The following is an 18,153-nucleotide window of genomic DNA, read 5'->3' on the forward strand; positions in this document are numbered from 1 at the left end:
CATTGGTTCGACATTTAAAAAAAAGCCCTGAAATCATCAGGGCTTATTCGCTTGATTTTACCAGCTTATTGGCGAACACCACAATTAAGACTGAGTAACATTAACTCTCTCAATGCCACAGAGAACTTGGCAAATTCGTGAGTACTGCTGGTTTTGAATTCGTACATCATATGAGTCCAGCGCTCCAGCAAGGTTCCATGCTCTTGCATCCATGTATCCAGCATTTTATCAGCGTCTTTGCCTTTGCGATCAAATTTCAATATCACTGTCGATAGTGAACGCTGCTGCCAATCCAGTTCCTCTCGATAAGACGCTCTGGCCAATGCCTGCCAATGGTTAGATACCGTTTGACGATTAATCTGGTCAAGGAACCAGTGAATTTCCAGTTTGTAACCCAGTTTGAAATAGATACTGGCCACTGTGGCTTTGTCACGTTCCTCGCTTTGTGCAATCTGTGCCAAATCAAAACATGAGAACATGGTACTCATGCTACCAATCCGGTACGCAATATCCTGTGGAACCCCCTGCTTGGTCAGTTTCAGGGTTTTATTTTCAAGCTCGGTATATTCCGCATCAATTAAGTATTGTTGCATGTTTTTCAGCAGGTCGGTAGCAAACGGACGATAAAATTCAATCTCGCTGCTTATCGAGTTGGATTTGTTACCGTGACGTAAATACCATCTTGAAGCCCTGCGCAAAGTACGGCGAATTTCATTCAACATGCTCAGCTGCACATCAGCAGGCACCTTGTTATCCAGATCTTCAATTTTGTCCCACAGCGACTGGGCATCAAAAACACCTTTGACAATAGAATAGGCCTGAGCGATCTCGGCATGGGAGGCTCCGGTTTCTTCCTGGATGCGGAACACAAAGTTCATGCCCATATCATTAACAATATTATTGGCTAACTTGGTGGCAATAATTTCGCCGCGCAAGGCGTGTTCTTCCATGCGAGCGGCAAACTTCTCACGCAAAACCTTGGGAAACGCGGTAGTCAATAACGTGCTGTGATAGGGGTTAGAGGTAATATCCGGTATATTGAAGGATTCCTTCAACTCCATTTTGCCATACGCAAACAAGACTGATAATTCCGGTCTGGTCAGTCCCTGTGAAGAGGCAAGACGTTCAGAAATTTCGTCATCACCAGGAATAAATTCCAGTTCGCGGTTCAGCCGCCCTTCTCTTTCCAGCCCGTGAATAAAGCGTAATTGCTCGCGCAAAACAGAAACACCGCCAAGCTGGGTAATGGACATGGACTGGGACTGGCGATAACAGTCTTCCAGTACTAGTGTCGCCACATCGTCGGTCATTGAATAGAGCAAATCTTTACGTTGTTTAACCGTCATATCACCGCTGGCGACCAACGCATTGAGTAAAATCTTGATATTGACTTCGTTATCTGAACAGTCCACTCCGCCGACATTGTCGATAAAGTCGGTATTCATCCTTCCGCCATTGGCAGCGTATTCCATCCGCCCCAGTTGGGTACAGCCCAGATTGCCGCCTTCACCAATAATTTTGGCGCGTACTTCACTACCGTTAACCCGCAGGTCATCGTTAGCCCTGTCACCTACATCCGAGTGACTTTCCTTTTTACTTTTAACATAGGTACCAATACCGCCATTCCAGAGCAAATCGACCTGCATTTTCAGACAGTTATGAATAAGTTCATTGGGCGTCATCGATGCTTTACTGGTACCCAACCATTTTTTCATCTCTGCCGACAGTTTTATCGATTTGGCCGAGCGCATAAACACACCACCGCCTTTGGAGATGAGTTCTTTGTCGTAGTCATCCCAGGTCAAAGACGGATTCTCGAACAGGCGCTGGCGTTCCTTGTAGCTTTTCGCTGCATCGGGATTGGGATCGAAAAAGATGTGTAGATGGTTAAAAGCAACAATCAAGCGGGTATGTTTAGACAACAACATACCGTTACCAAATACATCACCGGCCATGTCTCCGACACCCACACAGGTAAAATCAGTGGTTTGACAATCAACCCCCATTTCGCGGAAATGACGTTTAACCGACTCCCAGCCACCACGGGCAGTAATACCCATTTTCTTGTGGTCATAACCGACACTGCCTCCAGAAGCGAAGGCATCGCCCATCCAGAATCCGTATTCTTCGGAAATCGCATTGGCAATATCCGAAAAGGTTGCAGTCCCTTTATCTGCAGCCACCACCAGGTAAGGGTCATCCTCATCCAGTCTGACCACATCTTTGGGTGGTACGATGGCGCCGTCGACAATGTTATCGGTGATATCCAGCAAACTGCGGATAAAGATCCGGTAACATTCCTGACCTTCTTTGAAAAAGGCTTCACGCCCACCTTCAGTAGGCAGGTTTTTACAAATAAAACCACCTTTGGCTCCCACCGGTACGATAACCGCATTTTTAACTTGCTGGGCTTTAACCAGGCCAAGAATTTCGGTGCGGAAATCTTCCTGTCGATCGGACCAACGCAAGCCACCGCGCGCCACTTTACCACCACGCAAGTGCACTCCTTCGACGCGGGGAGAATAAACAAATATTTCAAACTTGGGACGTGGCAACGGCATTTCCGGAATCAATTCCGGTAAGACCTTGAAGGACACATAAGGTTTTTCTTTACCCTGCTCGTCGACCTGATAAAAATTGGTCCGCAAGGTGGCCATAATCATGTCCAGATAACGTCTGACAATGCGATCATCATCCAGGTTAGATACCATATCCAACTCGGCGATAATCGTGTTACTCAAATCGGTTTCTTTCTTTTCTGAACGTTTTAATGACGGACTCAGGCGCTGTTCAAATAATTGCACCAGCAAGGCTGCAATTTTCGGATATTTATCCAGCGTCCGGGCGATATAGTCTTTACTGAATGAACTACCGGTCTGACGCATATATTTGGAATAGGCGCGCAGAATAGTTACAGCACGTCCCGGCATGCCAGCCCCTAACACCAAACGGTTAAACGAGTCATCTTCTAGCTGGCGATACCAAACATCAGAGAAGGCTTGCTGAAACAGCTCCTGGGCCTTTTCCAGACTCAGCTTGCCGTTATTATTGTGCAGCATGGAAAAATCCATGATCCAGCTGACATCACCATCTTCGGTTTTAACCTGGTAAGGACTTTCATCGATCACCCGTAAACCGAAGTTTTCCAGCATCGGTAATACGTCAGAAAGGTGAATAGGTTGATTGAGATGAAATAACTTCAGTTTCACTACCTGGCTGTCGTTGCTTTCTTCCAGTGGACGATAAAACAGCATATCCAGGGTTTTCTGCTGGTTAAGGCCTTCAATTTTATCGATATCCACCACAGCAGTGCTAGGCAAGTTGTGATCTTTATAACTGCGGGTGAAAGCATTGGTATAGCGTCGTTCCAGAATTTTACCGTTCGACTCGCCATGCGATGATAACAATGCTGTTGCCAGACGATCATCCCAACCTTTGCCTAACTCAATCAGGTTTTTCTCTATTTCCTTCACATTAATTTCCACATTGTTATTTTTTACCCGCACGATGTAATGCGTTCTGGCGTAGACAGATTCTGAAAAGAAGGTAGTGAATTCAACATCTTCTTCACTGCCAAAGGCCTTTTGTAACAGTCTTTGAGTGGCGATACGAAGCGCCGTGTTATAACGTTCTCTGGGCACGTAGGCCATGCAGGAGTAAAAGCGGCCGAAATTATCGCGGCGCACAAACAGACGAGTGATCCCGCGTTCCTGCATTTGGAAAATACCGGTAAAAATACTGGCCAGTTCAGCTTCATCCACTTGCAATAATTCATCGCGAGGATAAGTTTCCAGCGTGTTAAGAAACGCCTTGGATGCATGTGTCCCTTTGCCAAATCCGGACTGGGCGCAAATGCGCGCTATCTTGTTTTGTAACACCGGTAATTGGGTGGCGCTGCTGTTATAGAAAGCAGCGGAATATAGACCGATAAAACGATCTTCTCCCACCACTTTGCCGTTCTCGTCAAAACGCTTGATACCGATATAATCCATATAGGCGTTACGATGGATCCGGGATTTGGAATTGGTTTTAGTCAGGATCAACGGGTGCTTGCTGAGGGTTTCTTCACGAGCTGACAGCGGGATATTGGATAGCAGTCTATCCCGATCGCTTATCGATTTTTTCATTAATCCCAGACTGGATTCGCGATCCGGTACCCAGCGATAATCACCTTTAATCGCTTTGGACTCGTAACCACGATGACCCATTAGGGTAAAGTTGTCGTTTAATACCCATTTGAGAAAATCGACGGTTTCTTTACAGATCTCAGCAGAATTCGGATTCGGTTTCTTGTCGTATTGGTCAATAATTTGCTGCAAGCGACTGCGCATTGGTTGCCAGTCCGATACTGCCAGGGAAATTTCATCAACCACCGAGCGTATTTCATCAGTGAGGGCCTTAATTGCACTTTGATTGCTCTGATGATCAATTTCGATCATAAATACCGTTTGCTTGACCACTCCTTTGGGCTTTTTACCTGCTTCAACAAAGGTATTAACCGAATTATCTGTATTTCTCACCAGCTCAATCGGGCTGTTCAACAGTAAATGGGTGGTTATGCCCATTCTATTCAGCACCATACGAATTGAATCGACCAGGAAAGGCATATCGTTGACGATAATTTCAATTACCGTATGAGTTGATTTCCAGCCATTTTTGGCTACATCAGGGTTGAATACACTGATTTGGGCGGTGGTACCATCAAATTTGTTAAATACATTCCACAAACTAAGCACTGCACCGTAAAGATCGCTATCGTTACGGCTTTCAAGATCATCTTTTGAAATATTCTTGAACAGTAAACGGGCGAATTGTTCTACGTGTGAAGATTGGGAAGGATCGACTTTTTTATTTATAAAATTGTAAACATTTTCGAGTAAAACTGAATGGCTATTGGCAACCGACATTTTATTACCTTGTTATGACGTTGTAGGGATCGCTGTAACCCCCTTATTGTAACAAGAGACTGAGATAGTTATAGTTTTTTGTAATAAGTTTGACCAAATAAATAAAAGACAAATGCAAATGTTTGCTTCCAGCCACACAGCGTGAAGATATTTTCACGCGTACTGCGTCCTACATTTTTTTTACAATTAGCGATTAGATTGGCATAAAAAAAGGGCAAGCCAATCATGGCTCACTCCGGGGTTGTTTCCGAAATGACGGTTCAGGGATTCTTTTTATACCAAAATAGCGCTGCCAGGGCGGGCAACACGATAATGGCACCGAGCATATTTACAATAAACATAAATGTCAGCAGGATACCCATATCCATTTGGAATTTCAGCGCCGAGAACACCCAGGTACTGACACCTATCGCCAGGGTAATACCGGTAAATAACACCGCACTGCCGCGCTCCTGCAACGCTTCCAGATAAGCCTGCTGCACTGGCATATTCTGTTTCAGTTTTTCATTCATGGTCGACAGGATGTAAATACCGTAATCCACCCCGATACCTACCCCTAACGCAATAACAGGTAGTGTAGATACCGTCAGACCGATATTCAGATAGGTCATCAGGGCTTGCGCCAATACAGACACTAGATACAAAGGTAAAACAACCGACAATGTAGCGCGTATTGAGGTAAAGCTGAGCAAACAGAGCAGGATAACGGCACCGAATACATACCACATCATTGGTCCCTGGGCGGCTTTAACGGCTTCATTGGTCGCCCCCATAACTCCAACCGGGCCTGAAGCGAGCAAAAACTTCAGATCGTCACTTTCATATTGTTTTCTGAACTCTTTAACCTTGTCGATGACATGTTCTATGGTTTCTGCTTTATGGTTTTCCATAAACAATATTACCGGCATCACCGAACAGTCGCCGTTTAGCAAACCAGACGAGGTTGGTATCCTGGCGATGGCTTGAACCAGAGTTTGCTGATTGCGCGGTAATACTCGCCATTTTGGATTGCCTTCGTTATAACCCGCGTTGACTATCTTGGCCACCGAAGGCAAACTGACAGCCGATTGAACCCCTTCTACGTTGGTCATTTTCCATTGAAAATCGTCCATTGCCTGCATTACAGAATTGGATGTACAACCTTCAGCGGTAGTTTCAACCAGCACCGACATATAATCCACAGTAATGGCAAATTTATCGGTAATAAGGAAGGTGTCCTGATTGTAGCGTGAGTCCTCATGCAGTGCTGCCGCGCCGTTATCCAGATCACCTATTTTCATCTTGCCTGACTGATAAAAACCGAAAGCAAACAGCGCAACACTGATGGCAACGATATACACCGCCACTTTTGGTGTCGCGGCCCTGGACATAAACTGCCAATATTTGTCAGCTCGACCCGCACTTTCAATAAATCGACCTTTAAATTTATCTCCCAGTGTCACAAAGGAAATCAGCACGGGCAGCAAGATTAAATTGGTCATAATAATGACCGCCACCCCTAAACTGGCGGTAATCGCCAGTTCACGGATAATGCCAATATCAATCACCAACAAAGTCAGAAAGCCGACAGTATCTGATAGCAAGGCGATACCGCCAGGCAAGGCCAGACTGACAAAAGCCAGTTGGGCGGCATTACATACCGTCATTCCCCGCCGGACTTCTTTGCCCACTGCATTAATCATCTGCACGCCGTGACTCACTCCGATAGCAAAGACCAGAAAAGGCACCAGAATAGACATGGGATCCAGACCAAAACCGAAAACGGTTAATAACCCCATTTGCCAAATAACTGATACCACCGAGCAAACCAGAGTCAAAATCGTTTTTTGCAATGACTTGGAGAACAGATAAACCATAATACCGGTAATGGCGATGGCGATGGCAAAGAACACCAGTACCCCTTTAGCACCATTGGCTACGTCACCAACCATTTTGGCAAAACCGATAATATGAATACTGATTTGATCGTTTTCGTATTTGTCGCGAAGCTGGGTTTCCAGCGAATCAGCAAATTGAATGGTATCCAGCTTTTCTCCGCTATTGGGATTAATTTCCAATAACCTGGCACTGACCATAGAGCAATGGAAATCATCTGACACCATTCTGCCCACAATACCGGCCTTGACGATATTTTCCTGCACCTTGTCCAGTGCTTTGGGATCATTCGAACTAAAGTCAGCCGGAATAACGGGTCCACCGGAAAATCCGTCTTCTACCACCTCAGTAAAACGAGTGGCAGGAGAATACAAGGAACTAACCTGAGAACGATCAATACCTGGAATAAAAAACAGCTGATCGTGAACATTTTTCAATGTATCAAAAAAATTCTGGTTAAAAATATCGCTATCCCTGTCACACACGGCAACCAGAATGCTATTGGCACCACCAAAATCCTCCTGATATTTAACATAGTTCTGCATGTATTCATGATTCAGGGGAATATTTTTACTAAATGAAGCGTCCAGTTTTAACTGCATCGCTTGGTAAGCCAAAAAAATTGTGGCTAATAAAAACAGGCTTAATACGATGCCACGATTTTTGAATATGGCACTTTCACAAACCGCAATGACTCTTTTTGTCGTCATATGGTCTTCCTACTTCAGGTCAAGCAATTTAATACCAGCTTCAGTAGCTGCTATGATTTGCCCTTTAAAAACTAATGCATCCACAATGGCTTTGCCATCGGCGGTTCGGGACAGTTCTGTTTTACCCGCTTTGAGTATTAACATCCGACCATTATTGCCGACAAATAAGGTGCCCCGTTCAGCTAAATCTACAATAGAATTAAATGACGAGGTCGTATGTGAGTCTATTGGTAACCAGTGATCGTCGCTAAAACGGAAGATGTTACCGCGTAATCCTGCCGTCAGCACCTTACCTGAAGACTGTTGTTGCACCGCGAAAAAAGAGCCATAGTAGTCCACATCCATACGTTGCCAGTTTTGTCCCCGATCGTCCGAATAAGCCAATAAACCGGCCTCTCCTGCCATATAAATACGTCCGTCAACCACCGAAGACAGGCGATTCAAGTGCGGCAGAATAGAACTAAGTTCCTGGGTATAAAGCTGTTCATCTTCGGCTTTGAGATCATCAAGATAGGCTCTGTCATCCTCACCGAGCAGTTCAGCGTGTAATTCCCGGTTCCAGCTTTCTCCGCCATTTTCAGTTCGATAAAACAGCCCATAAGCGCCTATCGCAATGCCGTGTTGCGCATCGAAAAAATGTATATCCATTAAGGGTTTTTCCAGCTCGGGAAACTGTTGCTGAATAACCCAGTTTTGACCACCATCATGGGTCACCAGAATAGTTGCATCATGACCTACCACCCAGCCCAAATGGCTATCCAGAAAAAACGCGCCGGTCAGAGTCGCCGTGGTGGGAACAGCTTGCTGTTGCCAGTCAAGCCCATTAGTTGATTCCAGTATATGTCCCCGCTCGCCGACAGCGATAATTTTCTCACTACTGACCGGCTCTATATCCAGCAATAATGAGTCTTTGGCCAGCGGTGCCATGTATGCAATACCCGTTTGCCCCGCAACGGGAAAACAAAGGATGCAAATACAAACGGCTAAAAATGAAACATTACGAGTTTTCATATTTATTATATTTCTCCTTTAATCAGGGCAAGCTTTCCAACACTGACATCAATGTACGAGCATCTACCCCACAAATAAAAACGGCTGGCTAAGCCAACCGTCCCGGATTTTATTAATTACCTTAATCCGTCTCGTCGTAAAGCCTGGGGGGTGAATTCACTGTCATCCGGTGTGATGGTGAAATTATACATACTGGCTTCATTGTCCAGCCCCAACGCCAAATAACGGCGTGAGTTCAAGTCATGATAGACTTCCAGCGTAGACCATTGAGTAGGAACGTCATAATAATTTATACCATGGGCAACTTCGACTCGATACAACTCACCGCGATTATCATACACATCGGCGATCTGGATTTGCCAGCTATCTTCATCAATATAAAACACCCGCTTCTGGTAAACATGACGATATTCCGGCTTAAGATTAGCTTCTACCACCCAAACCCGGTGTTTTTCATAGCGGACAAGATCCGGATTAATGTGCCCTGGTTGCAATATTTCCTCGTAAGACACTTTGTCACTGTGCAGACGATAGTCGTTGTAAGCGATGAATAACTCTTGCTTACCTTTAAGCGTCCAGTTATACCGATCCGGCGCACCGTTAAACATATCAAAGTCATCGCTGGTACGCAGGCCATCTGACGCAGTCCCTGGAGCATCATATGCCACATTAGGCGCACGACGCACACGACGCTGCCCGGTATTATAGGTCCATGCCTGACGTGGCTCCCTTACCTGATCCATGGTTTCATGAACAAGCAAAGCAGTGCCGGCCAAACGGGCTGGAGAAGTGACTTTTTGCTTGAACTTCATCACCATGTTTTCTTTCATTAACTGTTCAGGTGTCAGGCTTCTATCCGCATATTTGACCAACAACTCATCATCAAAGCCGATAATATTGTAATCACCTGAGGCTGTCACCGCAGCCTGACCACCAAAACGCTGAATCGCACTGCCGCGATAACGCAGAATGTGATTCCAGATCGCTTCCAGGCCGTTTTTGGGGATAGGGAAAGGAACACTAATTGAAGCGTTTCTAACTCCATTTCCGCCTTCCACCAATTCTGCATTCAACGCATTTTGTTTGACTGCATCATAAGTAAACTGAGGGTAAGAAGCCGAACGACGTGTCTGATAAACATTCATTTTGTATGTATCAGGATAGGTATCAAACAACTTCTTCTGGCCGTCACTGAGCTGCTCAGCATAATCTTTATAATTGGCAGCGCTAATTTCAAATAGCGGTTTATCCTCAGGGAAAGGATCTGGATGATGATCACCCACTTTATAACCTGCTGGAGGCGCGGTTATACCGCCTGTCCAGGCTGGAATGCTGCCGTCAGCATTACCGGCTTTTACTGCTCCCATCGGGGTCAGTTCTGTACCTAATTTGGCCGCTTCAGCTTCCGTGACTTTCGCCTGAATGCAAGTTGAACTCAGGGCCAGTGTCATCGCTGTCGTGACTAGGGCTAATTTGTTCATATTAATACTACTCCCTAGATTGAATATTTAATGTTGAATGAAACAAAGTCTCTGTCTGCCAGAGCATTAGTGGTACCTACGCCTCCCCAGTACGCGTTATACGACATACTGGCAGACCATTTGCTCAGGTAATCAAAATCCAGCGCTAAACTGGCTGACTTTTTATCTTCGGTAAACAGGAACAAGGGATCGGGCGTAATACCATCGACATCGTGCGAGAAGGTTCCACGTAACGACATATTGATACCGGCAAATACGTTATTAAAGTCGGCTTTAGCCAAAATACGATAACCCCAGGCCGAATCGGTCGGGAAAGGATTAGTCTCGGGACCGTTCGACAAGCCAATATGCAGACCGGCTTTGCCCGGGATGGGGCCACTGCGATTGGTTCCAGGACCATTCAGACGCAAGAAATCAGGATCCGGCATATCATTAATTTTGACGTAACCGACTTCACCTAATAATACCAGGTTATCGGTACCTAGTGCCGGGCCAAATAAATGGGTAGCAGTAATTTGCGCCTGAACCGTGTCGCTTAGAATATAGCCTGGCGCGGATTCTCCCGGTCCTGGTGTGTAGCCCAGATAATCATTCATCTGGGAAATACCTTCCAAATCAGGACGCAAACCGGCAATCGCCAACTGTTGTGGCATACCGGCGTATAACAACTCGACATCATCAATCTGCAACGGCTCATCCTGACGATAAGCAATTTCACCTGCTAACGCCGTTTCGCCAACTGTGGTGTTAAAGCTGAAGCCATATAACTTGATATCTTCCGGGTAACCAAATTCAGCTTTGGTAAAGGCTCGTAAATCTGTCAGGTTATCTTTGGTAATCTGGTTGGAAGCAAGATAAGCGATATCCTGACCAATTCCCGCGGCGGTAAAATCAGAAGTAATCCCTGAAATCAGCGGACGCTGACTATGATAATTAATCAGATACAAACCGAATTCAGTATCGTTAAAATCTGCCGCGTAATAGGACAGTTTCACCCCATATTGGCCGGAGTCGTCTGCATCATGGTGAGCGGCGTCACTGTAACCACGCACCGCAACCTTGGTCGGAAAGCCCAAATAGGCCTGTGATATCTGGCTGGGGTCGGCGCCACTTCTCAGTGCATCCCCTAACCCGTTTAAATTGGCTAGCAGAAAATTCAGATCAATATCCGGATTACCGGTGAAACCGAGTTGTACCAGTGCTTGTTGGCCACCCTCTCCAGCGAAATCATTAGTCGAAAAGTAGCTGCCGGATTGCGGTAAACGACTGCGTTCCCATTCATATTGATAATAGGTAGCCAAGCCAAGGTTTTCAGTTAATCCGAAAGACGCGTACACCATCCCGACAGGGATAAACACTTCTTTTAGTTCGGCGCCCGGTGATTGGGCACGTGTCACATCAACAGGATTGATGGTATTGATACCATGTTGAATAAAAGTACTTTCCCCCCAACTGACAACCTGATCACCAATACGCAGAGAAACAGGAATATTGCCTAAATCAAAGTCGGCATAGAAAAATGCATCCAGAAAACGCGCATCGGTACAGAGTTCTTCTTTGGCACGCGGATCAGAACAGGGATCAAAGGGCTCGGTAATACCCAAGTTGGCCGCGGACACAGGGTTGGCCCACTCACGCTCACCGTCCATCATTTCAAAATCGTAGAAATACATACCGCGTACAAAAATGCCCATATTCTTATAGCGAATATCCAAATCATGGGAGCCTTTGAACAGGGTAGAAAATGCCTTGCCCGGATCGTAGAGTAAATTGCTGTTATCGCCGTTATTGGAGTAGGAACCATTCGCCTGCCCCCAAATATCGGCTGAGGGATAAACCACATTGGTGGTGCCGTTATAGCCAGCCCAGTTAAATTGTGGTTGGTTACTGTTGCCAATCAAGCTCCAGTCACGATCTTCAACCCGATAACTGGTGCCTAGGGAGAAATTTGAGTCAAAGCTGATTGACCAGTCTCCGTCGTTCCAGCTCACTGCCGCCGCTGGCATCGCCATACTGGCAAGTAACGCCGTAACACCCAGTGCGACAGGTGTTTTTCTAAACAATTGAGGTTTATTCTTCATTTTTTATCGTCTCCCCCGATGCTGCATCAATACGTCTTGTAGGATTTACGCAGAACGTTTTAATAATTGTTAACAAAATGATTACATCATTTGTTTGCTTTAGCAAGAAGAAATCGTACCAGTTGAACAACCCGTTTTATAAGGCATGTAAACCTGTTTTAACTGAATTTAGCTAAGTTATCACCGCTAACATTGACGGTATTTTATGTTTCGCCCTCTTCAGGATAAGCGAGTAAAAATCGCAACCATTTCTAAGTGATTTTTTCAAACGACTTTACTTTATTGTTATCGTCAACGATCAGGCGAAATCGACCATGAATACCCCGTTGCTGCACAAAAGGGCGTAAGTTAACACTGGGTAATTTTACCTTTTCGCCACTTTCCGCCGGGATAACCACGGTGTTTACACCCGGCGTATACAAATTGACGCAATGCTTATAAGGTAAATCAATTTGAAAAAAATAGCTTTTCACCAATATTCACACTTACTAGACTAGCTTTATCTGGCTATTCAACCAAACTCTTGCTGACTTTTTCATATAAATCCGAACTCAAATTACTCATATTGGCCAAGCGTAATAATTGATTGCGGATCAAATCCTGGCGAACTTGATCATAACGTTGATATTGCAACAAAGGTGTAATCAGCCTTGCTGCAACCTGGGGATTGAGTCTGTCCAGTTCCTGAAGCTGGTCGGTTAACCATCGATAACCACTACCATCAATATTGTGCATCCCTTGGGTATTATAAAAAGCAAAAGTGCCAATTAACGCCCTGACGCGGTTAGGATTCCTGATACTGAAACCGGCATGCTCTTTGAGCAATTCCAGCCTTGATAATATATCTGGCCGAGTTGCATTTGCCTGCAGGGCAAACCATTTATCCATCACCAAAGGATCATTTTGCCAGCGTTGCTCAAAGTCATTCATTAATTCGTCAAATGCGGCTATCGCGCCATCCTGACAAGCTCTCAATACACCCAAAGTATCGGTCATGTTGTCGGCTTGCTGATATTGCTGGTAAGCCAAATCCGCATAACGGTCTTCGTTTGCCAGAATCAGATAACGCAGGCAAATATTCTTCATGCGTCTTTTGGCGACATCTGTCTGATTATACTGATAAGCGTCGGTCGAGTTAGCCAGATAGTGCTGATGCCATTGCTGTTCAAGAGCGCAGGCCAAATGATGCTCAATACATTTTTTGGCTTTAAGTAACCCTTCAACCTGAATATTCTCGGTTAATTGGGCCAGGGTTTCAAAGCTTGGAATATCCAGCATTTCTGCCTGTAACGCACGATCAATCTGGTGGTCTGACAGTATGCCTTGCATGGATAATTCTAGTTGCTGCAGTGATTTGGCGGATAATTGCCCTACCTCATTAGCTGAACTATGTTGAACAGCCTGCAATATATGTCGATTCAACAACTGTTGCCCGGCGTCCCAACGTGAAAACTCATCGCTGGCATGCAGCATAATATGTGCAAGTTGCTGGTCCGTTTGGTCAAATTTAACCCTGACCGGCGCTGAAAACTCGCGTAAAACCGAAATGGCTGCAGGTTTTACCGGACAGGCTATTTCAAGCTCCAGGCTGGGGATGGTCAAATTTATCACTTGATGGGCTGCGTTGTTGGCTAATGCCTTGATCCCCTCGCCCTTGTCATCCAACAACTCTATATCAACCGGTATATGTAACGGTTGCTTATTTTTTTGATCCGCAGTGGGAGGAGTCACTTGCGACAAGGTCAGCTGCAAGCTACGTTGATTCTGGTCATAGTTCGCATCCACACTAAGGTGCGGTGTACCGGATTGACTGTACCAACGTTTGAATACCGATAAATCCTGTTGATTGGCATCAGCCATGGCATCAACAAAATCATCACAGGTTACGGCCTGGCCGTCGTGGCGCTGAAAGTATAAATCCATCCCGCGACGAAATCCTTGCTTACCCAATAATTTATGCAGCATGCTAATCACTTCTGCACCTTTATTGTATACCGTCACCGTATAGAAGTTATTCATTTCAATGACACTTTCAGGCCGGATCGGATGCGCCATTGGACTGGCGTCTTCGGCAAACTGGTGCTCCCTGATGACTTTTACATTATTGATACGGTTGATTGCCGCACTGGCCATGTCCGAACTGAACTGCTGATCCCTAAATACCGTCAGCCCCTCTTTCAAGCTCAACTGAAACCAGTCTCGGCAGGTCACTCTATTACCGGTCCAGTTATGAAAATATTCATGGGCAATAACAGACTCGATATTAAAATAATCTTCATCTGTTGCGGAGGCACTGTCAGCTAAAACAAACTTGCTGTTAAATACATTCAGGCCTTTATTTTCCATTGCCCCCATATTGAAAAAATCGACAGCCACGATCATGTAAATATCCAGATCGTACTCCAGCCCATAGGTTTGCTCATCCCAGGACATGGCTTTTTTGAGTGATTGCAGGGCGTGATGTCCTTTGCTGGCGTTACCTTTATCCACAAACAGCTGCAACTTGACAGTTTTACCGGAACAGGTCACAAATTGATCTTCTAGTAGATCAAAGTCCCCCGCTACCAGGGCAAATAGATAACAAGGCTTGTTAAACGGATCTTGCCATTTAACCCAATGACGTCCATCGGCTAAATCCCCTTCGCCTATCTTGTTGCCGTTAGATAGCAGAAATGGGTAATGAGCTTTATCTGCCTCGATAACAACCTCATATTTGGTCAGCACATCTGGTCTGTCAGGGAAATAAGTTATTTTGCGAAATCCTTCCGCCTCACACTGGGTACAAAAGGTACCCGCCGATTTATACAATCCTTCCAGAGAGCTGTTATTAACAGGATCAATTTCAGTTTCAATAGTTAACACAAACTGTGCTGGTGGATTGATAATACGCAAACCGCTTTCCGATTTCTGGTAACGGATCTGCGGATGCCCCTCGATTTCCAACCGAATAAGGGTGAGATCAACGCCATCAAGCAATAATTCAGTTGCAGCCGGGTTTATCTGTTTGACGTTACTTGTGGCTATCACCCGGGTGCGGCTATCGTCCAGCTTAAAGTGCAGCTCAAGGGAACTAATTAGAAAATCGGCCGGTGCGTAATCAACTAATTTTTTACTGACGGGTAAACGGCTACTCATCATTACCTCAAAATATTATGCCTGTGCGGCAGCTTCAGATGTCGGTGCAATACGTAATATTTTAATCCCCAAATAGGCATAAATCACGGCTAAAACCGGACTGATAAGATTAAAAAACGCATAGAAAATGTATTGAAACGGATCGACATGCAACACGCTATGCATATAGGCACCACAGGTATTCCAGGGGATTAGGGGTGAGGACAGGGTTCCACCATCTTCAAGACTACGGGACAGGTTTAACTGATGTAAGCCTCGTTTAGCAAATTCATCTTTGTACATTCTGCCCGGCATTACTATCGACATATATTGATCGGCAGTAATTAAATTGGTACCGATGCAGGTTAAAATGGTTCGGCTAATCATATCCCCCGCTGATTTGGCCCCTTTGAGAAATACACTGACGGCACGCTTTAACAGCCCGACTTTTTCCAGCACTGCGCCGAAGGTCAAGGCACACATAATCAACCAAATAGTATTGAGCATACTCGACATTCCGCCACCGCTAAGCAGATCATTCAATTCAGAATTGCCGGTATCCATCGATACACCGTCAAATAATGCTGTCCAGGTTACGGTTATTGACGCTAGCCAACCTTGGTGCTCGGGACTTGCCAGTTTCTGGATAACTTCAGGTTGAAAAATAACCGCCCAGATGGCACCCAATAATGCCCCTATGGTAACCGCAGGAAAGGCCGGCATTTTGCGAACCGCCAAGGTTAACAAAACCACCAGCGGAATAATCATTTGCCAGCCAATATTAAACTGCTCAGCCAATAACTGCTGGATTTCGGCAATTTTACCGCTCGACGCCTGTTGTGATTCACTAAATCCCAGAACGGCGAAAATAATAATGGTGATGACAAAACTGGGAATAGTGGTCCATAACATATAACGAATATGCTCGAACAATTCTGTCCCTGCGACAGCGGGCGCCAGATTGGTGGTCTCGGATAAAGGAGAGATCTTGTCGCCAAAATAGGCTCCGGACACAATTGCGCCAGCTGTAATCGCTTCGGATAATCCCATACCATTGGCCACCCCCATTAACGCCACACCGACAGTCGCGGCCGTGGTCCACGAGCTGCCAATACTCATCGCTACAATGGCACAAATCACGCAACTTGCTGCATAAAAAATACTAGGGTCAAGCAACTGCAAACCATAATAAATCAAAGTGGGTACCGTGCCTGATAATAACCAGGTACCAATCAACGACCCCACTGCCAGCAAAATCAGCACCGCGCCCAAAGATAGCGAAATACCATCGATCATGGCCTTTTCGATATCTTTCCATTTAAAGCCATTTTTTAAACCAATTACTGCGGTTATACCCGTCGACAACAATAGAGCTATCTGGTTTGGACCGTACGATGAGTTGTCTTTAAATAGCATCACCGAAGCGGCCAATAAGGCCACCAAAATCACAATTGGGATCAATGCGTCTGTCAGTGAGGGCACGCGTTGTTGATCAGGCATATTATTATTTTCTCCTGAGAATAGTCATAGGGCTTTTAAGTATTGATTACAATGAATGATAAAACATAAAGATAATGATAACCGGGCATACGAAACGAACATACCAAGGCCATATTTTCCAGAACAATGAATGTTCGACCTGTTCATCTCCGTGTTTCAATTCCTGCAGAATATTGTTTCTCTTCCATACCCAGCCAAGGAAAATACACAACATTAATCCGAGCAATGGCTGACTGTACTGGGTGGTTAATGCAATAACCCAACCAAATAATTGTTCAAAGTTAAACGCGATCACAATACTGGCAGCAAATATCGCTGAGCCAATTAGCCAAACCGACTTTTTACGACCCACGCCTTTACTTTCAACTATGTAGGCAACCGGCACTTCAAGCATGGAAATAGAAGAAGTGACGGCAGCTATAATCATCAGCGCAAAAAATGCAAATGCGATGGCATTGCCGGCGCCGCCCATAGTGTCAAACAAAGCAGGTAATACCGCGAAAATCAGACTTGGGCCGGCTATCAACTCGCCTGAATCAGAAAAAATCTCGACACCGTTATGGGCTGCCACATACATGGCAGGTATAATCAACAGCCCCGCCAGTATCGCCACCCCGATATCCACCAGCGCAACCGATGCGCCTAACGTCGATAATTTCTCGGTTTTGCTGATATAGGAACCATAAACCAGCATGGTCCCCACCCCTAACGACATAGAGAAAAAAGCCTGCCCCATCGCACTGAGCAACAGTTCTGGTTTAAACACTTTGGAAAAATCAGGCAATAGATAATTTTTTAAACCTTCCATTGCGCCATCCTGAGTCAACACATAGACAATTAGCAATGAAATAATAATCAACAAGGCAGGCATAAGGCGCACCGACCAGCGTTCAATACCGTCTTTTACGCCACCAGAGACAATAAACGCCGTCAGTATCATAAACAGGCCACAAAAAATAATATTCCTATAAATAGCCGTATCTGATGACATATCCGCCGTAAACCAGTTTGACAGTCCATCAAGTCCGGTTAAATCCCCCACGGCGGCGACACAGAATGACATCATCACCCCGGCGACCAGCGCATAAAAGGCCAGAATCAGTGAAACGGTAATAAATCCCCAGATACCAGTGGCGCGCCCGATCGGACTACCGGTAATTTTACCTAATGCATCTACCATATTGGAGCGGGTAGCACGGCCAATTACCAATTCAGCCATTAATACCGGGTAAGCTAGCGCAAAGGCCAGAATAATATAAACCAAAACAAAGGCGGCTCCGCCATTGCTGGCAACCTGGGTTGGAAAACCCCACACATTTCCCAGCCCGACAGCCGATCCTGCAGCTGCAAAGATAAAACCCAGCCTTGAAGAAAACTCTCCCCGTGCACTCATATGATTACCTGCTTCATTTATTATTATTGTTATATCTACAATAAGATTTTAGCTCTTACTGCGACTATATTTCGTTGTTTA

9 protein-coding genes are annotated in these 18,153 nt (G+C 45.3%); all 9 read right to left on the minus strand.

All coding sequences use genetic code 11. From position 1 onward, the window contains the following. Positions 1 to 65: 65 nt before the first annotated feature. Positions 66 to 4,907 (minus strand): NAD-glutamate dehydrogenase, encoded by a 4,842-nt coding sequence (locus V1467_RS09995; RefSeq protein WP_416304840.1) that lies wholly within the window; start codon positions 4,905 to 4,907, stop codon positions 66 to 68. A 260-nt stretch (positions 4,908 to 5,167) separates the two neighbouring features. Beyond that, a complete protein-coding gene (locus V1467_RS10000) occupies positions 5,168 to 7,492 on the minus strand; it encodes an efflux RND transporter permease subunit (RefSeq protein ID WP_416304841.1) in 2,325 nt (774 codons plus the stop codon). 9 nt (positions 7,493 to 7,501) lie between these two features. Beyond that, entirely contained in the window at positions 7,502 to 8,503 is a 1,002-nt protein-coding gene (locus tag V1467_RS10005; RefSeq protein ID WP_416304842.1) for a WD40/YVTN/BNR-like repeat-containing protein, read from the minus strand. Positions 8,504 to 8,619: 116 nt separating this feature from the next. Further along, a complete protein-coding gene (locus V1467_RS10010) occupies positions 8,620 to 9,984 on the minus strand; it encodes a DUF1329 domain-containing protein (protein ID WP_416304843.1) in 1,365 nt (454 codons plus the stop codon). A gap of 14 nt (positions 9,985 to 9,998) precedes the next feature. Beyond that, positions 9,999 to 12,065 (minus strand): DUF1302 domain-containing protein, encoded by a 2,067-nt coding sequence (locus V1467_RS10015; RefSeq protein ID WP_416304844.1) that lies wholly within the window; start codon positions 12,063 to 12,065, stop codon positions 9,999 to 10,001. 251 nt (positions 12,066 to 12,316) lie between these two features. Then, positions 12,317 to 12,538 (minus strand): DUF2835 family protein, encoded by a 222-nt coding sequence (locus V1467_RS10020; protein ID WP_416304845.1) that lies wholly within the window; start codon positions 12,536 to 12,538, stop codon positions 12,317 to 12,319. Positions 12,539 to 12,572: 34 nt separating this feature from the next. Then, on the minus strand, positions 12,573 to 15,200 hold the full coding sequence (pepN, locus tag V1467_RS10025) for an aminopeptidase N (protein WP_416308681.1): 2,628 nt from the start codon (positions 15,198 to 15,200) through the stop codon (positions 12,573 to 12,575). Positions 15,201 to 15,215: 15 nt separating this feature from the next. After that, on the minus strand, positions 15,216 to 16,679 hold the full coding sequence (gene nhaC / locus V1467_RS10030; protein ID WP_416304846.1) for a Na+/H+ antiporter NhaC: 1,464 nt from the start codon (positions 16,677 to 16,679) through the stop codon (positions 15,216 to 15,218). 46 nt (positions 16,680 to 16,725) lie between these two features. Next, the gene (locus V1467_RS10035; RefSeq protein WP_416304847.1) at positions 16,726 to 18,072 is read right to left on the minus strand and encodes a sodium-dependent transporter; all 1,347 of its coding nucleotides are present in this window, start codon (positions 18,070 to 18,072) and stop codon (positions 16,726 to 16,728) included. Positions 18,073 to 18,153 lie beyond the last annotated feature (81 nt).

The organism is Neptunicella plasticusilytica, from assembly GCF_047922965.1.
Classification (GTDB): Bacteria; Pseudomonadota; Gammaproteobacteria; order Enterobacterales; family Alteromonadaceae; genus Neptunicella; species Neptunicella plasticusilytica.

Excerpts from the sequence above, each read along its gene's own strand:
- V1467_RS10005 (WP_416304842.1), bottom strand. The coding sequence starts at position 8,503 with ATGAAAACTCGTAATGTTTCATTTTTAGCCGTTTGTATTTGCATCCTT.
- V1467_RS10035 (WP_416304847.1), bottom strand. The coding sequence starts at position 18,072 with ATGAGTGCACGGGGAGAGTTTTCTTCAAGGCTGGGTTTTATCTTTGCA.
- V1467_RS10000 (WP_416304841.1), bottom strand. The coding sequence starts at position 7,492 with ATGACGACAAAAAGAGTCATTGCGGTTTGTGAAAGTGCCATATTCAAA.
- V1467_RS10015 (WP_416304844.1), bottom strand. The coding sequence starts at position 12,065 with ATGAAGAATAAACCTCAATTGTTTAGAAAAACACCTGTCGCACTGGGT.
- pepN (WP_416308681.1), bottom strand. The coding sequence starts at position 15,200 with ATGAGTAGCCGTTTACCCGTCAGTAAAAAATTAGTTGATTACGCACCG.
- V1467_RS10010 (WP_416304843.1), bottom strand. The coding sequence starts at position 9,984 with ATGAACAAATTAGCCCTAGTCACGACAGCGATGACACTGGCCCTGAGT.
- nhaC (WP_416304846.1), bottom strand. The coding sequence starts at position 16,679 with ATGCCTGATCAACAACGCGTGCCCTCACTGACAGACGCATTGATCCCA.
- V1467_RS09995 (WP_416304840.1), bottom strand. The coding sequence starts at position 4,907 with ATGTCGGTTGCCAATAGCCATTCAGTTTTACTCGAAAATGTTTACAAT.